The organism is Methanobrevibacter sp. (genome assembly GCF_045586545.1).
Lineage (GTDB): Archaea > Methanobacteriota > Methanobacteria > Methanobacteriales > Methanobacteriaceae > Methanocatella.
Genome location: NZ_JAZNAN010000089.1, coordinates 1 through 4,665, shown reverse-complemented (window position 1 = coordinate 4,665; position 4,665 = coordinate 1). Strand labels below are relative to the sequence as shown.

The following is a 4,665-nucleotide window of genomic DNA, read 5'->3' as shown; positions in this document are numbered from 1 at the left end:
GCTACGATCCGACTTTGACCGATGTGGTGTCCAATATCTCCAACACAGTATGCTGGTACTGTAACAATGTTACCGTAATGTACTCCATCATCCATTGCTGCTTTAACTACAGGAGTCATTGCTTTTTTATATTTGTTCATGTAGTCCCTTACGTCAAAGGAGGAGTGATTTGCATCATCCATTAAGGTACCTTGTCCTTCAATAGGAGTTTTATAAATCATTTGTAAAGTTGCAATTTCTTTTTCAGTTGCTTGAGTAGCAGTGAAACCATCTTCAATAGCATTAGCAAATGCGTCACCAATACCATATGAAGTGTTCATACCCCAAGATTTTGCAGATAAAATAGCTTGTTTGTGATGAACTGGAATGTCCATTTTGAGTAAAATTTGATTTACTACATTACTAGTACTTCCAGGCATTAATGCAAAGTCTACTACACAAGTAGGACCATAAAATCCACCATATCTTCTGATTGATTCTTTAGCAATCAATGCTTCGTTATCAGCAATTGCTTGGATGAACTTATCAACACTGTCAGCAAATTCCCCATCTTCTTCACATAAAATTTCTAAGATTGGAGGAGTTTGGAAATGTTCAATGAAAGGATCATCTTCACATTTTAAGGTGTCAGTAATAGATGATAAAATTTCATAATGGTTTTTTACAGATTCCTTGTGTAAGTTAATTACAGATTCTGCTTGGTTGTCTAATGCTTTCATGCCAGATACAGCATCAGCATAAGGTTTTGCATCAGTTATTTTAAAGTCATTGTACCTGTTTTCTGATATAACTGCAACGTCTGCATTTTGAGCAGCCATTGATTCGTTAATCATTTTTTCATATAACTCTCTCATTATTATCACCTGAATAATAAGTGTACTATTAATAGACTTAAAGCTATTATTAGTTGATAAATTGTTTATTCAGTAAAATATATAAATTTATTGAAAAAAATCTAAAAAAATAGCTTTTTATAATATATTTTTTTTAATACGCTAATGAAAAACTAAATAATATTAAGAAAAAATGAATAAAAAATTAGTAAAATTAAATAAAATTATTAAAAAAAATTGTAAAAAGTAATAAAATAGAAGATATTCTATTTTCCGATATCTTCTACCAATTCTTTTGCATAAGGAGTGATATTTTCATCAAGCATCCTTTCAAGGAATTGACCGGTATATGTTCCGGCTTCAGCGACCTCTTCTGGAGTTCCGGTTGCAATAACCTCTCCACCGCCATCTCCGCCATCAGGACCCAAGTCAATGATGTGGTCAGCGGTCTTGATGACATCAAGATTATGCTCAATGACGACAACGGAATTGCCTGCATCAGTCAATCTGGCCAAAACATCTAGAAGCCTTTTGATATCGGCAAAGTGAAGACCTGTAGTAGGTTCATCCAAGATGTATAATGTTTTGCCAGTACTTGTTCTTGAAAGCTCCTTTGCAAGCTTAATTCTTTGGGCTTCACCACCGGAAAGGGTTGTTGCAGGCTGGCCTATCTTCATATAGCCCAATCCGACATCATATAATGTCTGAAGCTTTTTGGTGATTTTCGGAATGTTTTCAAAGAACTCCAAAGCTTCATCAACAGTCATTTCCAGGACTTCATAGATATTTTTACCCTTATATCTTATATCCAGGGTCTCTTCGTTGTATCTCTTACCGCCGCAGACTTCACATGGAACATAAACATCAGCTAAAAAGTGCATTTCAATCTGAACGATACCGTCTCCTGAACATGCTTCGCACCTTCCGCCCTTTACATTGAATGAAAATCTTCCAGGCTTGTATCCTCTTGCCTTTGATTCGGGAGTGTTTGCGAACAAATCACGTATATCTGTAAATACTCCAGTGTATGTTGCAGGATTGGATCTAGGTGTTCTTCCAATTGGTTTCTGATTGATTGCAATTACCTTATCAACATTTTCCAATCCTTCGATTTCATCGTATTTTCCAGCAAATGTGAATTTTTTAGCCAGCTTTCCTTTGGCACCTTTGTAGAGAATTTCATTAATCAGACTGCTTTTACCGGAACCGCTTACACCAGTAACACAGGTAAATTTACCCAATGGGATTTCCACATCGATATGCTTTAAGTTATTTTGGGCAGCTCCTTTAATTGTTATAAACTTGCCGTTTCCTTCCCTTCTTGTTTCTGGAATGTCAATCTTTTTAACCCTTGAAATGTACTGTCCTGTAAGGGAATCTGGATTTTTCATGATGTCTAATGGTGTTCCCTGAGCTACAACCTTACCTCCGTGCTCACCGGCACCAGGACCGATATCAACAACATGGTCTGCAGAGAGGATGGTTTCTTCGTCGTGCTCTACAACAACCAGAGTATTTCCCAGGTCTTTAAGTCTTTTTAAAGCTTCAATGAGTTTTATATTGTCCCTTTGGTGAAGTCCTATACTCGGTTCGTCCAGAATGTATAGAACTCCTACAAGACCTGATCCGATTTGGGTTGCTAAACGTATACGTTGAGCTTCACCGCCTGAAAGTGTACCTGAAGACCTTGACATTGACAAATAATCAAGTCCGACTTCAACCAAAAAGCTTAAGCGTTCCTTGATTTCCTTTAAAACTTCTCTTGCAATGAAGTTTTCACGTTCTGTCAATTCCAAATCCTGGAAGAACTGATAGGAGTCTTTGATTGCAAGGTCACATACGTCGATGATGGATTTTCCGCCGACAGTAACGGCCAACACTTCAGGTCTCAATCTTTTTCCATCACAGACATGGCATTTTCTGTCACTCATGAACCTTGAGATGTATTTTCTTGAATAATTGGACTTGGTTTCAAGGTATAACCTCTCCATTCTTGGAATTACTCCTTCAAATTTACGGTTGACCATATAGGATTTATTTCTTCTCTTGAATGTGAACGGTATTTTTTCATTGCACCCGTAAAGTATGGTATTTTGATATTCCTTGTCCAGTTCATTGAATGGAACATCCATGCTGAAATGGAAATGTTTTGAAACCGCTTCAAGCATCTGATAATAGTAATTTTCCCTTTTAGCTGACTTTGACCATGGTGCAATGGCTCCCTCGTTTAATGTTAGAGTATTGTCGGGAACGATTAAATCAGGGTCGATTTCCATTTTGGAACCGATTCCGTTACATTCCGGACATGCACCCTGAGGAGCATTGAATGAAAACATCCTTGGAGTGAGCTCTTCAAAGTTTATTCCACAATCAACACAGGCAAAGTGCTCTGAGTACTTTTTCTCGTATTCCTCATCTTCTGTTGTGAACAATACTGTAATCAAACCTTCAGTAAATTCCGCTGCGGTTTCTAAAGAGTCAACAAGCCTTCTTTTAAAATCGACATCACGCCTGATTTTAAGCCTGTCAACTACAACATCGATGTTGTGCCTGTAGGTCTTTGCAAGTTCAATGTCTTCATCCAAATCCCTGACTTCACCATCAACACGAACCCTTACAAATCCTTTGTTTCTGAGGTCATCCAAGACATCTTTGAATTGGCCTTTCTTATCCCTGACAATTGGAGAGAGGATTTGAATCTTAATTCCTTCGCCTTCTTCAATGATGGATTCCCCAATCTGTCCGATGGTTTGCTGTGAAATTTCACGGCCACAATTAGGACAGTGCGGAATGCCTATTCTTGCATATAATAATCTTAAGTAATCATAAATTTCTGTAATTGTACCTACAGTGGACCTTGGATTTTCCCTTGTGGTCTTTTGATCGATTGAAATGGCCGGAGACAATCCTTCAATTGACTCCATTTCAGGCTTTTTCATTTGCCCTAAAAATTGCCTTGCATAAGCTGAGAGTGACTCGACATATCTACGCTGTCCTTCAGCATAAATCGTATCAAAAGCCAGTGAAGACTTACCGGACCCACTAATCCCAGTAATTACAATGAATTCATCACGAGGGACACTGACATCAATATCCTGCAAATTGTGTTCACGTGCACCTTTGATGACAATCTGTTTTTTATCTTTATTAGTCATACTATAACTCCTTAATAATATTAGATACCCCACTATATAAAATACTTTAGAGAGCATTTGTAAAGTAAAAATTATTCTAATTAATGACAGATACTCCACTAATTTTTTCAAAATCAGAATCAAAACTAACTATTCGACTAATATTATTTTGAAACATTGTTGATAATATTGTACAATCTGAATAATTAATTGAAGAATCATAATACAAATAAATGTCAATAGCCTCTTCATAATCGTCAGGAGTTAAATATTGAATGTCAAACATTTCCATAATAACATAATATAAATCTTTACCTACTTTTCCACCTTTACCCGTGAATGAGTTTAAAGTTTCATTCAATACAGTATTATTAATTACTTTACGTTCATTTATTGTTTGAGAAATTTTCAAAGCCTTTTCATGAAATTGATCTGTTGAAATAAGTAAAGCAATTAAAAAGCTTGTATCAACAAATATCACTAAAATTCGCCCCTGCCAGATTTCTTTTTTAAATCAACAGCATTAGTTTCTTCATCAAGAGCGATTGCAAATTTTGCTAAATCAGATAACGGCCTTTGTTTTTCAACTTCCACTATAATCACATCCTTCTCAATTCTCCAATTAAGAGTATCTTCAAGAGTGATTCCAATTTCATTTCTAATTTTACTTGGAATTACAGTCTGAAATCCTTTATATA

At 36.2% G+C, this 4,665-nt stretch carries 4 protein-coding genes; all 4 read right to left on the bottom strand.

What is annotated here, in order from left to right:
- The coding region (locus ACKI3D_RS06900; protein WP_407393195.1) for a DUF2193 family protein at positions 1–854 on the bottom strand (854 nt) is incomplete at its 3' end.
- A 245-nt stretch (positions 855–1,099) separates the two neighbouring features.
- Positions 1,100–3,988: an excinuclease ABC subunit UvrA gene (uvrA, locus tag ACKI3D_RS06895; RefSeq protein WP_407393194.1), complete on the bottom strand. Its 2,889-nt coding sequence runs from the start codon at positions 3,986–3,988 to the stop codon at positions 1,100–1,102.
- A 76-nt stretch (positions 3,989–4,064) separates the two neighbouring features.
- Entirely contained in the window at positions 4,065–4,448 is a 384-nt protein-coding gene (locus ACKI3D_RS06890; RefSeq protein ID WP_407393192.1) for a type II toxin-antitoxin system VapC family toxin, read from the bottom strand.
- The coding region (locus ACKI3D_RS06885) for a hypothetical protein (RefSeq protein ID WP_407393190.1) at positions 4,448–4,665 on the bottom strand (218 nt) is incomplete at its 5' end. The genes ACKI3D_RS06890 and ACKI3D_RS06885, both read right to left, overlap by 1 nt.